General features: G+C 62.6%; 17 protein-coding genes. 12 read left to right on the forward strand and 5 right to left on the reverse strand.

Features of this window, described 5'->3' with window-relative positions:
* Position 1 precedes the first annotated feature (1 nt).
* From HRQ64_RS04705 to HRQ64_RS04715, 3 genes are read left to right on the forward strand one after another with little or no spacing between them, the layout of a single operon-like run.
* A complete protein-coding gene (locus HRQ64_RS04705) occupies positions 2-1,234 on the forward strand; it encodes a phosphopentomutase (RefSeq protein WP_172122399.1) in 1,233 nt (410 codons plus the stop codon).
* Between the two features lie 4 nt (positions 1,235-1,238).
* On the forward strand, positions 1,239-1,883 hold the full coding sequence (upp, locus tag HRQ64_RS04710; RefSeq protein ID WP_127751972.1) for a uracil phosphoribosyltransferase: 645 nt from the start codon (positions 1,239-1,241) through the stop codon (positions 1,881-1,883).
* Complete coding sequence (locus HRQ64_RS04715) at positions 1,884-2,279, forward strand: VOC family protein (protein ID WP_172122400.1); 396 nt, start codon at positions 1,884-1,886, stop codon at positions 2,277-2,279.
* 20 nt (positions 2,280-2,299) lie between these two features.
* Here the strand turns inward: HRQ64_RS04715 and HRQ64_RS04720 are convergent, their stop codons facing one another.
* The 4 genes from HRQ64_RS04720 to HRQ64_RS04735 all read right to left on the reverse strand — a co-directional run bounded on the left by HRQ64_RS04720 (position 2,300) and on the right by HRQ64_RS04735 (position 4,678).
* The gene (locus HRQ64_RS04720) at positions 2,300-2,920 is read right to left on the reverse strand and encodes an HAD family phosphatase (RefSeq protein ID WP_127751974.1); all 621 of its coding nucleotides are present in this window, start codon (positions 2,918-2,920) and stop codon (positions 2,300-2,302) included.
* A gap of 63 nt (positions 2,921-2,983) precedes the next feature.
* Complete coding sequence (locus HRQ64_RS04725; RefSeq protein WP_172122401.1) at positions 2,984-3,550, reverse strand: TadE/TadG family type IV pilus assembly protein; 567 nt, start codon at positions 3,548-3,550, stop codon at positions 2,984-2,986.
* Positions 3,550-4,116: a TadE/TadG family type IV pilus assembly protein gene (locus HRQ64_RS04730; RefSeq protein ID WP_172122402.1), complete on the reverse strand. Its 567-nt coding sequence runs from the start codon at positions 4,114-4,116 to the stop codon at positions 3,550-3,552. Before HRQ64_RS04730 ends, HRQ64_RS04725 begins: the two co-directional genes overlap by 1 nt.
* 112 nt (positions 4,117-4,228) lie before the next feature.
* Entirely contained in the window at positions 4,229-4,678 is a 450-nt protein-coding gene (locus HRQ64_RS04735) for a pilus assembly protein N-terminal domain-containing protein (protein WP_127751977.1), read from the reverse strand.
* A gap of 352 nt (positions 4,679-5,030) precedes the next feature.
* Here HRQ64_RS04735 and HRQ64_RS04740 point away from each other — a divergent pair, with 352 nt between their 5' ends.
* The 8 genes from HRQ64_RS04740 to HRQ64_RS04775 all read left to right on the forward strand — a co-directional run bounded on the left by HRQ64_RS04740 (position 5,031) and on the right by HRQ64_RS04775 (position 13,345).
* A complete protein-coding gene (locus tag HRQ64_RS04740; RefSeq protein WP_127751978.1) occupies positions 5,031-5,210 on the forward strand; it encodes a Flp family type IVb pilin in 180 nt (59 codons plus the stop codon).
* A gap of 248 nt (positions 5,211-5,458) precedes the next feature.
* The gene (locus HRQ64_RS04745; RefSeq protein ID WP_248305223.1) at positions 5,459-5,959 is read left to right on the forward strand and encodes a prepilin peptidase; all 501 of its coding nucleotides are present in this window, start codon (positions 5,459-5,461) and stop codon (positions 5,957-5,959) included.
* A gap of 169 nt (positions 5,960-6,128) precedes the next feature.
* Positions 6,129-7,082: a Flp pilus assembly protein CpaB gene (gene cpaB, locus HRQ64_RS04750; RefSeq protein WP_172122403.1), complete on the forward strand. Its 954-nt coding sequence runs from the start codon at positions 6,129-6,131 to the stop codon at positions 7,080-7,082.
* A gap of 12 nt (positions 7,083-7,094) precedes the next feature.
* Positions 7,095-8,510 carry a type II and III secretion system protein family protein gene (locus HRQ64_RS04755; RefSeq protein ID WP_172122404.1) on the forward strand — a complete coding sequence of 472 codons (1,416 nt, stop codon included), beginning with the start codon at positions 7,095-7,097 and terminating at the stop codon, positions 8,508-8,510.
* A 32-nt stretch (positions 8,511-8,542) separates the two neighbouring features.
* Positions 8,543-9,811 (forward strand): AAA family ATPase, encoded by a 1,269-nt coding sequence (locus HRQ64_RS04760; RefSeq protein ID WP_172122405.1) that lies wholly within the window; start codon positions 8,543-8,545, stop codon positions 9,809-9,811.
* 39 nt (positions 9,812-9,850) lie between these two features.
* Positions 9,851-11,335, forward strand: coding sequence for a CpaF family protein (locus HRQ64_RS04765; protein WP_172122406.1), 1,485 nt, complete (start codon positions 9,851-9,853; stop codon positions 11,333-11,335).
* A gap of 3 nt (positions 11,336-11,338) precedes the next feature.
* Positions 11,339-12,313, forward strand: coding sequence for a type II secretion system F family protein (locus HRQ64_RS20435; protein ID WP_127751983.1), 975 nt, complete (start codon positions 11,339-11,341; stop codon positions 12,311-12,313).
* Positions 12,314-12,337: 24 nt separating this feature from the next.
* The gene (locus tag HRQ64_RS04775) at positions 12,338-13,345 is read left to right on the forward strand and encodes a type II secretion system F family protein (RefSeq protein WP_127751984.1); all 1,008 of its coding nucleotides are present in this window, start codon (positions 12,338-12,340) and stop codon (positions 13,343-13,345) included.
* A gap of 121 nt (positions 13,346-13,466) precedes the next feature.
* Here HRQ64_RS04775 and HRQ64_RS04780 read toward each other — a convergent pair whose 3' ends face one another.
* On the reverse strand, positions 13,467-14,105 hold the full coding sequence (locus HRQ64_RS04780; protein ID WP_172122407.1) for a tetratricopeptide repeat protein: 639 nt from the start codon (positions 14,103-14,105) through the stop codon (positions 13,467-13,469).
* 263 nt (positions 14,106-14,368) lie between these two features.
* On the opposite strand from HRQ64_RS04780, the gene HRQ64_RS04785 reads away from it, so the two are divergent.
* Positions 14,369-15,727 carry a leucyl aminopeptidase family protein gene (locus HRQ64_RS04785; RefSeq protein ID WP_172122408.1) on the forward strand — a complete coding sequence of 453 codons (1,359 nt, stop codon included), beginning with the start codon at positions 14,369-14,371 and terminating at the stop codon, positions 15,725-15,727.
* Positions 15,728-15,870 lie beyond the last annotated feature (143 nt).

The raw sequence follows: 15,870 nt of genomic DNA on the forward strand, positions 1-15,870 counted from the left end.
CATGCCCCGCGCCATTCTCTGCATTCTCGACAGCGTCGGCATCGGCGGCGCGCCCGATGCGGCGGCCTATGACGACGAGGGCGCCAATACGCTGGGCCATATCGCCGAATATGCCGCCGCTGGCAAAGCCGACCGCCCGGCCCTTCGCAGCGGCCCGCTGCGCCTGCCCAATCTCGACGCCATGGGCCTCGGCGCCGCCGTCCGGCTCTCCACCGGCACTGTGCCGCCCGGGTTGTCCGCGACACCGCGCGGCGGTCGTTTCGGCGTGGGCCGGGAAGTCTCCAAGGGCAAGGACACGCCATCCGGGCATTGGGAAATCGCCGGGGTGCCCGTGCCCTTCGACTGGGGCTATTTTCCCGCGACCGAGCCCTGCTTTCCGCCCGAGCTGACGGCTGCCCTTATCGAGCAGGCAGGCCTGCCCGGTATTTTGGGTAACAAGCACGCCTCGGGCACCGAGATCATTGCCGAACTGGGCGAAGAGTCGATCCGTACCGGCATGCCCATCTGCTACACCTCGGTGGATTCGGTGTTCCAGATCGCCGCGCACGAAACCCATTTCGGCCTCGATCGGCTCTACCAACTGTGCCAGACCGCCTTTGCGCTGACCGCGCCGCTCCAGATCGGCCGGGTGATCGCCCGCCCCTTTGTCGGGGAGGATCGCGGCAGCTTCAAGCGCACCGGCAACCGGCGCGACTTCGCCATCGCCCCGCCCGAACCGACCCTGCTCGACCGCAATGCCGAGGCCGGCAACGCGGTTTACGCCATCGGCAAGATTTCCGACATCTATGCCGGCCATGGGGTCACCCACAAGCTTAAGGGGACCGGGCTGCCCCAATTGTTCAACCGCACGCTCGAGGCAATGGAAATGGCGCCCGAGGGCGCGCTGGTCATCACCAATTTCGTTGACTTCGACAGCGAATACGGGCACCGCCGCGATGTCGCGGGCTATGCCGCAGCGCTCGAATATTTCGATGCGCGCCTGCCCGAGCTGATCGCGGCCCTGCGCCACGATGACCTCCTCGTCCTCACCGCCGATCACGGCAATGACCCGACCTGGCCGGGCACCGACCACACGCGCGAGCAAATCCCCATTCTGGTGTTTTCCCCAGCGCTCTCGCCAGGCGAGATTGGCATCCGACCCAGCTTCGCCGATATTGGCGAAAGCCTTGCCCAGTGGCTTTCCCTGCCGCCGGGGCGACACGGCAGCAGCTTTCTTTCCCCCAATTTCAGGTGATCCCATGACCGATGTCCTGCCCAGCAACGTCACCGTGGTTGATCACCCGCTGATCCAGCACAAGCTCACGATCATGCGCGACAAGGAAACCTCGACGGCCAGTTTCCGGCGGCTGCTGCGGGAGATTTCGCTGCTGCTTTGCTATGAGGTCACGCGCGATCTCGAGCTTGAAATGGTCTCGATCGAAACCCCGATGCAAAGGATCGATGCGCCCACCATCAAGGGCAAGAAGCTGGTTTTCGCCTCGATCCTTCGCGCCGGCAATGGCCTGCTCGAAGGCATGCTCGACCTGGTCCCAGCTGCTCGCGTCGCCCATATCGGGCTTTATCGCAACCATGAAACGCTAGAGCCCGTCGAATACTATTTTAAGGCGCCCTCGAACCTGGCCGATCGCCTGGTGATCGTGGTTGATCCCATGCTGGCCACCGCCAATTCGGCGACGGCCGCCATCGACAAGCTCAAGGAGCGCGGCGCCAACAATATCCGCTTTTTGTGCCTGCTCGCGGCGCCCGAGGGCATCAAGCGGTTCACCGCGGCCCATCCCGATGTGCCGGTGTTCACCGCCTCAATCGACAGCCATCTCGACGACAAGGGCTATATCGTGCCCGGCCTTGGCGACGCCGGCGATCGCATGTACGGGACCAAATAAATGGCCAAGCTCGTTCACACCATGATCCGCGTTCTCGACGAGGAGCGCTCGGTAGAGTTTTACCGCCGTGCCTTTGGGCTCGACATCGCCGAGCGGATCGATTTTCCCGATTTCACCCTGGTTTACCTGCGCGGCGATGATGTTGCCTTCGAGCTGGAACTGACCATCAACAAAGGGCGCACCGAGCCGTATCAGCTGGGCGATGGCTATGGTCATCTCGCCGTCGTGGTGGACGATCTCGATGCCGAGCACCAGCGCTTCCAGGCGGAGAGCATTACGGTCGGCAAGCTCGTCGATTTCAAGAACGGCGACACGCTCGTGGCGCGTTTCTTTTTTGCCACCGACCCTGATGGCTACAAGATCGAGGTGATCGAGCGGGGCCGCCGCTTCGGCTAGCCCCGCTTCGGGTCTGCCGCTCAGCGCTCGCGCAGCGGCAGGCCAAGCTGAATGAGTTCGCGGCGCGTGTCTTCGGCCGACTGGAAATGAATGGCCTGCATGCCGAACTTGCGCGCCGCCACCACATTGGGCTCGCTGTCATCGATAAAGACGCAGCTTTCCGGCGCCATTCCATAGCGTTCGCAGAACACGCGGTAAATGCGTGGATCGGGTTTTACGAGGCCTTCGAGCCCCGAAACAATCACCCCGTCGAACTTTTCGAGGAACGGCCATTCCCCCAGCCGCGTCATCCACTTTTCCCAGGAAAAGTTGGTGATGGCGAAGGTCGGGATCTCCTGCTCGATCAACTCGTCATGGATGTCGATCGTGCCCTGGATCATCGGCCCAAAGGTTTCGGTCCAGCGGTGATCGAACGCCTGGATCTCGCGCCAATAGCGGGGGAACCGGCTCACGAGCTTGGCGACGCCTTCGGAGTAAAGCGTGCCGGCATCGAATTCCAAGTTCCAGTCGGGCGTGCAGATATTCTGGTGAAACCACAATGCATCTTCCTCGCTCTCAAAGAGCTTGCGGAACAGATACATGGGGTTCCAGTCCACAAAGACCCCGCCAATGTCGAACACGGGGATGAGGGTATCAGTCATGGCAATTTCCGGCTGTGGACAGATGCCGGCTTGTGGCACGACGGCGGGGGTCGTGCAAGCGAGCTAGCAGCCCTGACACTGGATGCGATCGCCCTGGAACCGGGGCATGAAAAAGCTCTGGCGGTAAAGGGGAATATCCTGCTGGAAGACTAGGTCGAACATGGGCACAAACGGGGCAGATGCCTCGGCAACGATGATATATTTGTTGCGCACGATGTCCTTTATGGCGTTTGGCAACTCGATGCTGGCGTTGACGGCGTGCGGGGTTCCTCCGTTAAAACCGAGGGACCAATCTACCCGCGTCGTTCCGTCGGCCCGGATCTGCACCGAGGTTACTACCTGCTTGAGGTTAGCTGCTGAATATGGGGCAAGTATCCTCGAAGCAGCCTGAAAATAGTCGTTGATCTGAGTGGTGCTGATCACGTCATCTGAGCGGGCCACGAGGTCGCCAACGGCGCCGGCGGTCGACTGTACCTTGCGATCCATGGTGATGAGCGTACTGGCTTCGATCGAGCCAGCATATAGGACCAGCATGATTGGCAGGATGAGGGCAAATTCCACCACCGCAGCTCCGCGATTGTCCTGACGCCAGCGGATGATCAGTTGCGAGAGATTTTGCCAGGCCTTCATCAGAACGGCTCGTTCTTGAACACTGTCGTGCTACCCAGCAAGCGCTGGCTCTGCGGCAGGTTGGCGAGGCCCAGCCCACCAATGTCCACTAAGATTGGGTATTTGTAATAGACTTGCACCATCACCACATCGGATCGGTTGCCGCCATCGTAGCCGGAGGGGACAGTCCATTCGCAGTCGGTGGTACAGTTGGGGTCAACCGGGGACGTCGTTGTCGCCGATGTGAAATTTGTTACCGTTGACACGCGGATATGCAGCCCGGCGCAATCGGGGAACAGCCCGTACAGCCGGCTGCACACCTCGGTACGAAACCGCGCCGTGTCAAAACCGGCAGTCTTGGCTTGACCGGTGCGGATCAAACGGGACGCATCCTGCACCGCGCTTTCCAGCACCTGGGTGGACAGGAACACCAGCGAGGTCTGCAGAATGGCCGCGATGATTGCAAAAAAGGGTAGGGCCAGGAGGGCGAACTCCACCGCGACGGCGCCCCGGCTGTCGCCGGCAAAGCGACGGCCTGCGCGCAGGCGCCTGGCTCGTGCAATGGGCGCAAGAAGGGTTGGGATCATCGCGGTGCTCGCTTTAGCAACGAGACAATAAGCCTGTACCCCTAAGCCATGGTTAGGATCGAGGGTTCGGCAACGAAGCTTCGCCCGGATGGTTAAGCGGGGCTAAACTGGCTTAGTTGCCGGTACCGGTGCCGACCAGCTGCGAGGACGCCAGCGTATTGGCGGTATACTCATTCTGGTCGCCCAGCATTATGGTGGGCTGGCAGATCGGCGCGCAGGCAAGGCTCGTGCGCTGCAGGCCCTGATACACCGTCACCACGCCCGAGCTCATCTGCACCACATCGATCAGTGTGTCCGCGATCGGGTTGCCGACATTATCGAGGATGATCAGGTTGGTCTGGCCATAGCTCTTGCCGGTCAACACCAGCGTCTTGGAATCCTGAATGGTCACATCGGCAATGCCGGGATTACCCACGATCACCGTGGCCGCCGGCGCACTGATGCGCAGCACCCGGGCCATGTTGACGCTGACGCTGATCGGCCCCGTTTCCGCCGCCTGGAGAGCGGGCAGGGGGGCAAGGGCGAACAAGGCAGCCAGGCAGGCGGCGACACGGGAGCGCATGGGCAGGTCCGGACTCGGGTACAATGCCGCTAGAGTTACCGAGATTGGTAAATAAAGGGAGAACGAACCTGTTCTTGCGCCACTCGAGGCCCTGCGTTCTTGCACCTGACCCAACTTACTGCCGGCGGACCTGGGCAATAAAGCAAAATTCAAGCTCTACTTGCGACTTGCATTGCTTGCTTCAAATGCAAGTCTTTCCGTTAGGGTCTTGATCATCATAAGCAAACCCGCGACTTGGGTTCTCTTTCGTTTAACTCAATTTCAACAGCTGCCGAATAGTTTAGGGCCATGTTCGATGCGTGGCCTGTCACTCGATGGCGTCACCCCGATGACGAGAGCAAGGAGCTTGGGAATGAACATTTTCGCACGTTTCGCACAGGACGAGTCCGGCGCGACGGCTATTGAATACGGCCTGATCGCCGCACTGATCGCCGTGGCAATCATTGCTGCAGCTACCACGCTGGGTACCGATTTGGCCGCGTTATTTGGCAGAATCTCCGGACGCCTGACGACTGCTGCTCCAGCGGCGTAATTCCTGCTGCGAAATTGCCAGAGGGGAGGGAGCAAGTTGCCCCTCCCCTTCATCGTGGCTAGGCCTGGTTCTGCAGGCTATTCGCCTCGGCACCCGAGTGCCTTGCCGCTTTCCGTTAGCATTCCTTGTTGCAACAGTGTGTGCGCATGTCCGCTGGCCCGTGCTCGTCTAACCGCGCTCAGAGGAGTTAGTATGATCTGCGATGCTCGGTGTCGGCGGGCCTAGCCCGATTACTGGAGACAGGTTCCTTGTCCACGCTTGCCCTGCTGTTTTTCCCCTTTGCCATGGCATTTGCGGCTTCGTCCGACCTGTTGACCATGCGCATTTCTAACAAGCTGGTGCTCCTGCTGGTCGCGGGTTTTGCGCCGACGGCGTTCGCCATTGGCCTACCTCTTGAACTCGTGGCGATGCATATCGCCTGCGCCCTCGCCGTATTGGTGGTCGGCTTTGCCTTCTTTGCAATGCGCTGGATCGGTGGCGGAGACGCCAAGCTGGCGGCAGCGACCACGCTGTGGCTCGGCGTGGGGCTGACTCTGCCTTACCTGGTCTATGCCGCCCTGCTCGGGGGCGCCCTGACCCTTGCGATTCTGTCCCTGCGCCGACTGCCGCTCACGCCATTTCTGGCCCGTTTCGAGTGGCTCGAGCGGCTGCATGACAGCAAGTCAGGGGTGCCCTATGGCGTCGCATTGGCCATGGCGGGTCTCTTGGTTTATTCCAATTCCGCTATATTCGAGCGCCTCGCATCCTGAGTCTTCAGTTGAGCACGTCGCTCAACACTGCTCGTCTTTGCATTATGCAAGTCTTAGCAGCCCGTTAACTCCGATTGCCAAGCTTCCTTTAACCAAACTTTGACCCTTTGGCCTCATTGTTTGGTGGATCAAGGGACCAACCGTGTCCCTCCACCAAGCGGAGTAGGCAATGAGGCCGGCGCGTCTGATTCTGTTGCTGGTAGCGTTGATCGCCGGTGGTCTTGCAGCATTCCTGGTCATGCGGGGCGGCGAACAGCCCGGCCCCCAGGTGGTTACCCAGGCAGCGCCGGCTGAAACCAAAACGCAAATCCTGGTGGCGGCCGCTCCCATCGGTGTCGGCGAGCGCTTGTCCAGCGCGGCCGTGCAATGGCAGGACTGGCCCGAAAGCGCCATCCGGCCCGAATACGTCACCATTTCCGCCATGCCGCAGGCGCCCGAAGAGCTGACTGGCGCCGTCGCGCGGTTCGAGTTCTTCCCGGGTGAACCCATCCGCCAGGAAAAGTTGGTCACCACGGGGCAGGGCTATCTCTCGGCCGTTCTGGCATCCGGCAAGCGCGGCGTGTCGGTGCCGGTCGCACCCGCCACTGCCGCGGGGGGCTTCATTGTGCCCAATGACCATGTCGATGTGCTCCTGACCCGCTCCACCGAAATGGGGCAGGTCTCCGAAGTGGTGCTGCCCAATGTGCGCGTTCTCGCCATCGGCACGCGCCTTGGCGAAGTGGGCGTTACCGGCGCCGGCACCCAAAGCGATCCGGCCCAATCCGGCTCGGGATCGGGCACCCAGGGCCAGGCCTTCGAGAACGCCACCATCGCCACGCTGGAGCTTGATCCTTCCCAGGCCGAAACCCTCGTCAATTCCACCGGTCAGGGCGAGTTGTCGCTGACCTTGCGCTCGATGGCCGATTTCAACGAAGCCGCGACTTCGGTGGGCAGCAGCCAGACCGTTCGCCTGATCCGCTTCGGCCGCGAGCAAAGTGTTATGTCGGGCAACACTCAGGCGCAGCCCAGCGTCGCTGTTCCGGAATCCACTCAGCCCAATGCGGCTCTGCCGGCTGTTGTGCCGGCCGCCGTCAGCCAACCAGAGCCCGCAGCCTCCGCGCCCCCCGCGGTCGTGCTCCAGTAAGCGGTGAAAACCATGATCAGCCCCGCCGCCCGTTTTTCCCGCTCTGCCCTTCGCCGTTGCCTCTTGCCTACGCTTTGCGCGGCGCTGCTGATCCCCTCGGCCGCAACCGCTCCGGTGCAGGCCCAGGACGCTCAACTCAGCATCTCTGCAGCGGCTTATGGCGCGGTTCGCTCCACCACCGTGGCTCTCAACAAATCGCTGATCGTCGACCTGCCGGCCGGAGTCGCCGAAGTGATCGTCTCCCAGCCCACCGTGGCCGCGGCGATCATGCGCACCCGCACCCGCGCCATCGTCCAGGGCATCGGTGGTGGCGATACCAACATCTTCTTTCTCGATGACCAAGGCCGCACCATTAGCGTGCTCGACATCAAGGTGCTCGAAGAGCCCTCCCAGGTCGGCAACGCCCTGGAAGGCGCCCTGGCCCGCGTCATCCCAGGTTCCAATATCCAGGTTGAGTCCGTTACCCTCGGCCAACTCGGCGAAGAGGTCAATCGCGTCGTGCTGACCGGCACGGTGCAATCCGCCGAGGACCGAGATCGTGCCTTGGAAGTGGCAATTCAGTTCGCTGGTGATCCCAAGAACGTCGCCAACATCATCGATGTGGCGGGCGCCCAGCAGGTCATGCTGCAGGTCACCGTCTCCGAGATCAACCGCAACACCGCCAAGGAATTGGGGATCAATCTGGCCGGAACGGCGGTGATTGGCGGGGTCAATCTTGGCTTCAACAACACCACTGCTGGCACCAACTTCACCACCAATGGGGCGACGGGCAACTTCCCCATCGCCAATGTGAATATCGATGCCGAAATCCGTGCCCTTGAAACCCGCGGTGCCTTGCGGATTCTGGCTCAGCCAACCTTGACCGCCATATCGGGCCAAACTGCCAATTTCCTCGCCGGTGGCGAACTGCCCTATTACGATCTCGACGATGACGGCCGCCGCATCACCAACTACAAGCCTTATGGTGTCGAGCTTGATTTCACCCCGATCGTTAAGTCTAACGGTCAGATTGGCCTCAAGGTCGAAACCAGCGTGTCCGAGCCGCAGACCGACGGCTCGCTGAGCAAGCGCGGCGCCTCCACCTCCATTGAGCTGCCTGCCGGAACCACCCTCGCGATCGGCGGGCTACTGCAGGAGCGGGTCAGCCAAGGCATCAACCAGATGCCCGGTTTGGGAAATATCCCGATCCTCGGTGCGCTCTTCCGCTCGCGTCAGTACCAAAGCCAGGAAACCGAACTCGTGATCCTGGTCACGCCATACCTGGTGCAGCCCACCCACGGCACCATTGCCGTGCCCACCGATTTCAGCGAACCGGCCAGCGATGCCGAGGCGGTTTTCCTGGGCAAGATGGAAAAAATGTATGGCGTCGGCGGTCGCGCCGAAATGCGGGGCGGCTTCAGCGGCTCGGTCGGCTTCATGCTCGATTGATGCGGCAGCAGGCGCCAAAGGAGAATAGTGTTATGAGTTTTCTGACCCCCGAGCCCCGCAAGATCGAAGAAGGTGCGGCCGAGATCGCCTCGGGCGCTCGCCTCATTCCGCGCATCACCATCCAGGCCTTTTGCGAAAACAGCCAGACCGCCCAATTGGTGGAAAGCGCCATTCACGACCGGCGCATGTCCAAGGTGGCCCTTACCACTCACAATGGTGGGCTCGATGGGGCAGTGGAAACCTATAAATCCAACCCTACGCCCAATCTGGTCATCATCGAAACCACCCTCCAGCCCGCCGAGATTTCGCGCGAACTGGAGCGTCTGGCCGAAGTATGCGATGCCTCCACCCGGCTAGTCGTTCTGGGCCATGTCAATGACGTGATGCTTTATCGCGAGCTGATCCGCTCCGGCGTATCGGAATATATCGTCCTGCCCGCCACCTCCCAGACCATTGTCGGCGCCATCACCGAACTCTTTGCCTCCGATGGCGCCGCCCCGATCGGGCGCACTGTGGGCTTTGTGTCGGCCAAGGGTGGCGCCGGCGGATCTACCATCGCCCATAACGTCGCCTGGATGGTGTCCCAGACGCTGCGCCAGGATTCCTTGATCGTTGACATGGACCTGGCCTTTGGCACCGCCGGGCTCAACTTCAACCAGGATCCGCCCCATGGGCTCGCCGATGCGCTGCTGGCCAACCAGAAGGTCGACCAGACCATGCTGGATCGCCTGATGAGCAAGGCGGCCAACCACATCAACCTGCTGACCGCACCGGTCACCCTCGACCAGACCTATGATTTCGAAGAACGCGAGTTCGAAGGCATCATCGAGATGTGCCAGTCGTCCATGCCGGTGGTGGTGCTCGATATTCCCCATAGCTGGAGCGCCTGGGTGCGCCACACGCTCGCAACCATCGACGAGGTGGTGATCGTCGCCGAGCCCGATCTCGCCAACCTGCGCAACGCCAAGAACCTGTCCGACACCATCAAGGCGCTGCGCCCCACCGAAAGTGCCCCGAGCCTTGTGCTCAACAAGGTCGGCCTGCCGCGCCGGCCCGAGATCAGCGCCAGTGAATTCGCCAATTCCATCGAATGCCAGCTACTGGGCCAGGTGCCGTTTGATGCGGCTCTCTTCGGCACGGCAGCCAATAATGGGCAGATGATCGCCGAGGTCTCGGCCAACAACAAGATCAACGAAGTGTTCCGCGCCGTCGGCCTGCACGTCACTGGCCGGCAGGCACCGGGCGGGGCGGGCAAGTCCTCCGGCCTCAAAATGCCTTCATTCCTGAAAAAGCGAGCCTGAGGCGCTTTGGCAAGCGCTGGCTAGAACGGTACAACGAGCATGTTTGGTAAGCGTACATCCTTTGGCGGCAATACTCCCGGCGTCAATGTAGCCCCGCCGGCCCGGCCGCCCGAGCGTGCGCCCGTCCGTTCCGATCCGGTGCGCCGGGCCAGCGACGAGGCTGCCGCAATGCGCCTTCGCGGCGAGGAGGTGGTTGATGTGCGCACCCCGGTCGATGCGCAGCGCGACAAGGAATATTTCGCCACCAAGTCGGCCATCTTCAACGCCCTGATCGATTCCATCGACCTGTCGCAACTGGCCACCATGGACCAGGACGCGGCGCGAGAGGAAATTCGCGACATCGTCGCCGAGATCATCGCGCTGAAATCCATCATCATGTCGATCTCCGAGCAGGAAGACCTGCTCGAGGATATCTGCAACGACGTGTTGGGCTATGGCCCGCTCGAGCCCTTGCTGGCGCGCGACGACATCGCCGACATCATGGTGAACGGCTCCCAGAAATGCTATATCGAAGTGGGCGGCCGGGTGCGGCTCACCAATGTGCGCTTTCGCGACGACGCCCATCTGATGAATGTGTGCCAGCGCATCGTGAGCCAGGTCGGCCGGCGCGTTGATGAAAGCTCCCCCATCTGCGACGCCCGCTTGCCCGATGGCTCGCGCGTCAACGTCATTGCGCCCCCGCTCGCCATCGACGGGGCTGCGCTCACCATCCGTAAGTTCAAAAAGGACAAGCTGACCCTTCAGCAGCTGGTCAAATATGGCTCGATCTCACCCGAAGGCGCCGAAGTGCTGCGCATCCTGGGCCGCGTGCGCGCCAATGTGCTGATCTCGGGCGGTACCGGCTCGGGCAAGACCACTCTCCTCAATTGCCTCACCGCTTTCATCGAAAAGGACGAGCGGGTCATCACCTGCGAGGACTCCGCCGAACTGCAGCTGCAGCAGCCCCATGTGGTGCGCCTTGAAACCCGCCCGCCCAATCTCGAGGGGGAAGGAGAGATCACCATGCGCGATCTCATCAAGAACTGCCTGCGTATGCGGCCCGAACGCATCATCGTGGGCGAAGTGCGTGGCCCCGAAAGCTTCGATCTGCTCCAGGCCATGAACACCGGCCATGACGGCTCCATGGGCACGCTGCACGCCAACAGCCCTCGTGAAGCGCTGTCGCGTCTTGAATCCATGATCACCATGGGCGGCTATTCGCTGCCCAGCCGCACCATCCGCGAAATGATCGTGTCGTCCATCGACGTGATCGTGCAGGCCGCGCGCCTGCGCGATGGTTCGCGCCGCATCACCCATATTTCCGAAGTGCTGGGGATGGAAGGCGATGTGATCGTGACCCAGGACATCTTCCTTTACGACATCATGGGCGAAGATCAGAACGGCATGCTGCTGGGGCGCCACCGCTCCACCGGCATCACCAAGCCCCAGTTCAGCGAGCGCGCCCGCTATTTCAACGAAGAAGCCAATCTGATCGAGGCGCTGGAAAACGCCAATGTCGAGCAGAACGAGCTGTTGGGGGCATAGCCGGTGAACGCGCTCCTGCTTGCTCTTCTGGCTATGGTGGCGGTCGGCGCCGCAGGCTTTGCCTTGGTGCCTTCGGCACTGGGGAGTAGCCGCAGGGCCGCCAAGCGCCGCGCCGCATTCAAGGTCGACCGGGGTACGCGCCTTGCGACCGACAGCGCCCGCGTGCGGGACCAGCGCCGCAAAAGCGTGCAGGACGCGCTCAAGAGCCAGACCGATGCCCTCAACGCCAAAAAGCGCGTGCACCTGCCGCAGCTGCTGTTCCAGGCCGGCATGACCATCAAGCCAGCGACCTTTATCCGCAACAGCATCATCGCCGGCGTGATCATCTTCCTGCTGCTGGTTCTGGTGCAGGTGCCGTTTTATTTCGCCGCGATCTTTGCCGTGGCGGGCGCTTATCTCGGCCCGCGCATGTATGTCAGCCGCAAGCGCCGCAAATACCAGGACAAGTTCCTCGATGAACTGCCCAACGCGGTGGAAGCCATTGTGCGCGGCGTCAAGACCGGCCTGCCGCTCAACGATTCCATCCGCGTGGTTGCCAAGGACGCCAAGGAGCCGGTGAAGTCCGAATTCCAGCGCGTGCTCGACCAGCAAAGCTTTGGCATGTCGATGACCGACGCGGTGCAGGTGCTGCTCGAGCGCGTACCCCTGGCCGAGGTCAACTTCTTTGTGGTGGTGATCAGCGTCCAGCAACAGGCGGGCGGCAATCTGAGCGAAGCGCTGGGGAACCTCGCCCGCGTTTTGCGCAACCGCAAGAAGATGAAGCAAAAGGTCAAGGCGATGTCGTCCGAAGCCAAGGCTTCGGCGGGGATCATCGGCTCGCTCCCCTTCGTCGTGGCCACGCTGGTCAGCGTCGTGTCGCCCGCTTATCTGGCGCCGCTTTTCACCACGCCGCTCGGCAATATGTGGCTGGGCGTCGCCTTTGTGATGCTCTCATTCGGCGTCTTCGTGATGAACCGGATGATCCAGTTCGATTTCTAAACTCCTGGGCAAGGACGTGCTGTTGTGAACATTGTCGAGCTTTTGACCCAGCGCGAATTCCTGATTGCCGTGCTGGCCGCGGTTTCCGCGGCTGCGGTGGTGTTCACCTTTGGCTCGAGCCTGATCGTCAAGACGGAGATGAAGACCCGCATCAAGCGCGTGGCGCTGGAACGCGACAAGATGCGCGCCGAGGAGATGGCGCGGCTGCGCGGCAGCGCGCTGGGAAGCGATGGCCGCTCCTCCATTCGCCGCAATGCCGAAACCAAAACCTATATGAAAAAGGTGGTGGAGCGGTTCGACCTCAAAAAAGCGTTCCAGGACGATGCCACCGTCGACAAGCTCGCCATGGGCGGTTATCGCGGGCAGGGGCACCTGACCACCCATTTGTTCATGCGCTTTGCCACGCCGATCGGCATTTTCGTGCTGGTGGGTTTTTACTTCTTTGTCATGGCCCCCTCGCCCGAACGGCCGGTTTATCTCAGCCTGCTTTACAGCATCGGCGCGGGGCTGGCGGGCTCCTACCTGCCCAAGCTGCTGCTGCAGAACGCCATCTCCAAGCGCCAGGCCTCCATCCGCAAGGCCTGGCCCGATTGCCTCGATCTGCTGCTGCTGTGCGTGGAAGCGGGCATGTCGATGGAACATGCCTTCAAGCGCGTGGCCAAGGAAATCGGCCAGCAAAGCGTCGAGCTTGCTGAAGAGCTGACCCTCACCACCGCTGAATTGTCGTTTCTCGAAGATCGCGGCCGCGCCTATGAAAATCTGGGGCGCCGCACCGGGCTCGACAATGTGCGTTCCGTGATGACCGCGCTGATCCAAGCTGATCGCTACGGCACCTCCGTTGGCCAGGCCCTGCGCGTCATGGCCGAGGAAGGCCGCGAATCGCGCATGTCGGAAGCCGAGAAAAAGGCGGCATCGCTGCCCCCCAAGCTCACCGTGCCGCTGATCCTGTTTTTCCTGCCCGTGCTGTTCGTCGTCATCCTGGCCCCCGCCATGATCAAGGTTTTTGCCACCCCGATGAACACGGGGATGTAAGCGCAAGCACGGCTTATCGCTCCAGCGCGAGCGCAGCTCGTCGCTCCAGCGCGAGCGCAGCCCGTCGCTCCCGCTCGATCGCAGCTTGTAGCGCCCCGCAAGCGCCAGCTCGGCTCAAGCCTCAGCCCCGCCCGACCCGTTCCCAGCGATTCTGCTGGGTCAGCAGCGAGCGCACATAGGTCATGTTGCTTTCCACCTGCTCGGGCGGCAATTCGGCGGCATAAAGCGCACGCGCTTCGTCGAACCGGCCCTGCAGGCCCACAACCAGCGCCAGGTTCTGCCGCACGCGGGTATTGGCACCGCGCATGGTCACGGCGCGGCGCAGGTGCTGCTCGGCCCGGGGCAGTTCATTGGTCATGGCATAGGACAGGCCCAGATTGGCCTCGATCGGGGCTTCCCCGGGGGCGAGGGCCAGGGCTTGCGTATAAAGCCGCCGCGCCTCCTCATTGCGTCCCAGCTGGTCCAGCGTTGCGCCCTTGACCAGCAGTGCATTCCAGTCCGGCGCATCGGGGCGGATGGCCTTGTCGATCACTGCCAGCGACTGGGTAAAGCGCCCATCGGCCGTCAGCGCCTTGGCATAGGCGATGGTGATTTCGGTATCGGTGGGGTGATGCGTCATCCCCGCTTCCAGCACGGCCACGGCCTGCCCGCTTTGGCCCGCATCGCGCAGCGCGGCGGCATATTGGATGATGAGGTTCTTGTCCTTGGGCTGGCGCTTGTAGCGCTCGGTCAGTTCGCCCAGGCCCTGCTGACTCTGCACTGCGGGCACTCCCGCTCCGTCCGGCCCCGTGAGCGAGCGGTTCGACGCACAACCGGCCAGCAGCAGTGTCGTCATCCCCGCCAACACGGCACAGCGCAGCAATGGGGGTAGGCAGGGCAGGGCAAGCACGGCAAACACCTCGAACCAGGAAAGCCTGCGCTTTAGTAGAACATTAACCCTAACGCGCCGTTAAGTCGGGCTTTGGCGATTGCCGGTGCACCGCGACGCGCGCTAAGAAACTGCACGATCTCAGGGACCAAGCCATGACCACCACCCAGCCCATTGCCATCATCTGCCTTGCACCCGGCGGGCTCGATGGGGCCGGCCTCAATCCCACCATGCTGGCCTGGGCGCAGGCCAATGCGTTTGATGGCGAGCACGGCCGCTTGCTGCCGGTCCCAGGCGAAAACGGCGCGCTTGGCGCTTATCTGTTCGGGCTTGGCGAGGCGGGCGATCGTTCCCCCATGGTGCTGGGCCTGGCGGGCGCCAAGCTTGCGCCCGGCGATTACCGCCTGGCCGGAGCCTTTGGCGATCCGACGCTCGCGGCAGTGGCGTTCCGCCTCGGCGCCTATCGCTTCGCCCGCTACAAAAAAGGCAAGCCCGCCCCGCAGCTGGCACTGCCCGAAGGCGCCGATCCCGCCGAAGTCGAGCGCCTCGTGGAAGCGGCGACCCTGGCGCGTGACTGGATCAATACCCCGGCCAATGATTTTGGCCCCGAAGAATTCGAGCGTCAGATCCGCACCTTTGCCCAAGAGCGGGGCATGAGTGTTGCCGCCACTGTCGGCGAGGATCTGCTCGCCGCCGGCTTTCCCCTGATCCATGCCGTGGGGCGCGCCGGGCACCAGCCGCCGCGGCTGCTCGACCTTTCCTGGGGCGATCCCAGCCATCCCAAGGTGACGCTGGTGGGCAAAGGCGTGACCTTTGATACTGGCGGGCTCGACATCAAGAACGCGGCCGGCATGCTGTTGATGAAAAAGGACATGGGCGGCGCCGCCAATATTTTGGGCCTCACCCATGCCATCGTGTCGGCCAAGCTCGGCCTGCGCCTGCGCGTCCTCATCCCCATTGTGGAAAACGCCATCGCCAGCGCCGCCTTCCGGCCGGGCGACGTGCTCCCATCGCGCAAGGGCCTGACTGTCGAGATCGGCAACACCGATGCCGAGGGCCGGCTGATCCTGGCCGATGCGCTGGCGCTGGCCGATGAGGAGAGCCCCGAACTGCTGCTCGACATGGCAACGCTCACTGGTGCTGCCCGCGTTGCGCTCGGCCCGGAACTGCCCGCGCTGTTTTCCACCGATGATGCGCTGGCGCGCGAGCTTATGACCGCCGGCCTCGCCCTGGACGATCCGCTCTGGCAAATGCCGCTGTGGTCGCCCTACGATGCCATGATGAACAGCAAGATCGCCGATGTGAACAATGCCGGGCAGGGCGGCTTTGCCGGCTCCATCACCGCCGCCTTGTTCATGCGCCGCTTTGTCGCCAATGCCGGCGCCTGGGTGCATCTCGACATCATGGCCTGGGCCCCCGAAGCGCGCGCCGGCCGCCCCTTCGGCGCCACCGACCACGGCATCCGCGCCGTCTACGGTGTACTCAAGGCGCGGTACCCCCGCGCAGCCTCGTAGAGGCTGTCGCGCCCGCGCAGTCCGCCGCAACCCGCAAGGTTGTCGGCCCGCCGCAACCCGCAAGCTAATCGCCCCAGCGCAACCCGCAGGGTTGTCGCGTTCAGCCCCGCGCAGCCTCGTAGAGGCTGTCGCGCCCTCGCGGT

Source organism: Devosia sp. 919 (assembly GCF_013185965.1).
Lineage (GTDB): Bacteria > Pseudomonadota > Alphaproteobacteria > Rhizobiales > Devosiaceae > Devosia.

Coding starts and splice junctions, on each gene's coding strand:
- HRQ64_RS04720 (WP_127751974.1), bottom strand. CDS start 2,920: ATGACTGATACCCTCATCCCCGTGTTCGACATTGGCGGGGTCTTTGTG.
- HRQ64_RS04705 (WP_172122399.1), top strand. CDS start 2: ATGCCCCGCGCCATTCTCTGCATTCTCGACAGCGTCGGCATCGGCGGC.
- HRQ64_RS04730 (WP_172122402.1), bottom strand. CDS start 4,116: ATGATCCCAACCCTTCTTGCGCCCATTGCACGAGCCAGGCGCCTGCGC.
- HRQ64_RS04740 (WP_127751978.1), top strand. CDS start 5,031: ATGAACATTTTCGCACGTTTCGCACAGGACGAGTCCGGCGCGACGGCT.
- cpaB (WP_172122403.1), top strand. CDS start 6,129: ATGAGGCCGGCGCGTCTGATTCTGTTGCTGGTAGCGTTGATCGCCGGT.
- HRQ64_RS04785 (WP_172122408.1), top strand. CDS start 14,369: ATGACCACCACCCAGCCCATTGCCATCATCTGCCTTGCACCCGGCGGG.
- HRQ64_RS04765 (WP_172122406.1), top strand. CDS start 9,851: ATGTTTGGTAAGCGTACATCCTTTGGCGGCAATACTCCCGGCGTCAAT.
- HRQ64_RS04715 (WP_172122400.1), top strand. CDS start 1,884: ATGGCCAAGCTCGTTCACACCATGATCCGCGTTCTCGACGAGGAGCGC.
- HRQ64_RS04760 (WP_172122405.1), top strand. CDS start 8,543: ATGAGTTTTCTGACCCCCGAGCCCCGCAAGATCGAAGAAGGTGCGGCC.
- HRQ64_RS04725 (WP_172122401.1), bottom strand. CDS start 3,550: ATGAAGGCCTGGCAAAATCTCTCGCAACTGATCATCCGCTGGCGTCAG.
- HRQ64_RS04755 (WP_172122404.1), top strand. CDS start 7,095: ATGATCAGCCCCGCCGCCCGTTTTTCCCGCTCTGCCCTTCGCCGTTGC.
- HRQ64_RS04735 (WP_127751977.1), bottom strand. CDS start 4,678: ATGCGCTCCCGTGTCGCCGCCTGCCTGGCTGCCTTGTTCGCCCTTGCC.
- upp (WP_127751972.1), top strand. CDS start 1,239: ATGACCGATGTCCTGCCCAGCAACGTCACCGTGGTTGATCACCCGCTG.